We start from the raw sequence: 2,062 nt of genomic DNA on the forward strand, positions 1-2,062 counted from the left end.
ATAAAGTGAGTAATAAAGTAAATGTCGCAATTTTAGCAGTCACAAGAGTTTAAAAACACAAAAAATCCAGGACTTAAGTCCTGGATTAGGAGATTATGAAAAAGAAAAGTTTTAGGATAGTTGTAGTATATAGAGCATAGCCTAAAGTTTTCTTAAAGTAAGGAATAGCTTAAACTTTAGTCGCGTTACCATTTTCATCAAAATGATAAGTTACACCTTTGATAGTACGTGTTTGGTTAGTGACGAGTTCACCAGAGTTTTCATCGTAGTAGTGACCATCTGGTGCAAAAGCGCCTTTAACTTGTCTACCATGATTTTTATCGAAGTAAAGTTGTTGTCCATTAATCTGAACGGCACCAGTAGCTGCTGAACCATCCGCATAGAAGTAGTACCAGTAATTACCCCATTGATAGAAACGATTTTTAATTGCTCTACCGTCATGACCGAAGTAGTAGATTTTACCATCGATGTAATTAATACTGTCTTGCCACATGTCACCCAGTTGGGTGTACTTATAGGCACCTCCTCGACGGAAGTAATATAAATCACCATTGATTTCATGAAGTCCAAGGACTTTGTTACCTTTCTCGTCAAGATAGTAAGTTAAGCCTCTGTTATCTTTAACAAACCCAGCTTTGGTTACTTTGCGACCATTATCTTTATCGTAATAGTACTCAGGCATATAGACGCCATCTTGACCAAATCCTCCTTTAGCTTGTACCCCTCGATAGTTGAAGAAGACATCTTGTCCATCGATATTTCGAGCTCCCTTGACTGGCTTACCGTCTTTACCTACATAGAACCAATTACCCATGTATTCAACATAACGATTGGTTACAAGATTTCCAGAATTAATATCGTAGAATGCGTATAAATCACCGTAGGAATCACCATAAGCACCTTTAACCTGTTGACCATTGTCGCGGAAAAATAACTTTTGACCGTTAATGATTTGAGCACCAGTGAGGTTGTCTCCATTTGCGTTCTTATAATACCAGTTTCCATTATCGTCGCTATAATAACCATTTGGGTTAGGAGCATCCATACCTACGCCGTTTTCATCAAATCGATAGGTCATACCATTAATTGTTAGAGTGGTGTTAGAGACGCGTGCTCCAGAATTAGGATCATAGTAGCGAAGAACACCATTGTCGAGAACAAGCTCTCCCTTAGCTTGACGACCATTAGCATATAGGTAAACGATTTGACCGTCTATATTGACTTCACCATCTTGAGGACGAATAGCATTTCCATCTGCACCATAATAGTACCAGCCATCATTTTCTTGGACATAGCGATTTTTAACGGCTTGACCAGTAACTGAGTCAAAATAGTAGCGACGGGTAATATTAGTAGGGGTACCAAAACCATAAGTACGTGGTGAATTTTGCCCTTCTTCTAGTAAAATGCTGATTCCTTTTTGTAGGACGCCGGTATCAACAGGAGAGGCAGCTTCACGTGCTTTAAAATAGTAGATATTACCATCAATTTCACGTATTCCTGTAAATTTAGAACCATCGTTCTTGATGTAAAAGGTTTGGCCTTTTTTATTCTGAACTAGACCTTCTTTTCGGACCCTTGCACCAGAGTTAGAGTCGTAATAGAAAGTTTGATCTGGATAGCTATAGTCCTCTCCGCTAAAGTCACCTTTGATTTGAACACCTTTATAATCGAAGTAGACTTCTTGACCATTGATAGTTTGTTCTCCAGTGAGTGGATAGCCATCTTTACCTAAATAGTACCAATTACCTTGGGATTCAAGGTATCGATTCGTCCATAGTTGCCCAGTATCAACATCGTAGTAACGAAATAGATTATTATTCCTATCGAGTAAAGGCCCCTTAACTTGTTGCCCATTACTGCGGAAATAAACATTTTGGCCATCGATAGTCTGTTCGCCTACGAGGTTTTTACCACTAGAATCTTTATAATACCAGTTGCCTTGGTCATCGCTATAGTATTGACCACCGGTGACATTTGTTTCACTATTGGTATCTGCGGTTGCTGTTGCAGTCTCATTGGCAGCCCGGTCTGTAGTTACAGCTTCGCGTGTTTGGCCTGA

The 2,062-nt window shown here is 39.4% G+C and carries 1 protein-coding gene; it reads right to left on the reverse strand.

Annotated features, from left to right (window positions below):
• Positions 1-169 precede the first annotated feature (169 nt).
• Positions 170-2,062 (reverse strand): glucosyl transferase (locus tag HMPREF1519_RS06880; RefSeq protein WP_037611657.1); only part of this gene is annotated, 1,893 nt, incomplete at its 5' end.

The sequence above is a fragment of the Streptococcus sp. SR4 genome, assembly GCF_000517725.1.
Classification (GTDB): Bacteria; Bacillota; Bacilli; order Lactobacillales; family Streptococcaceae; genus Streptococcus; species Streptococcus salivarius_F.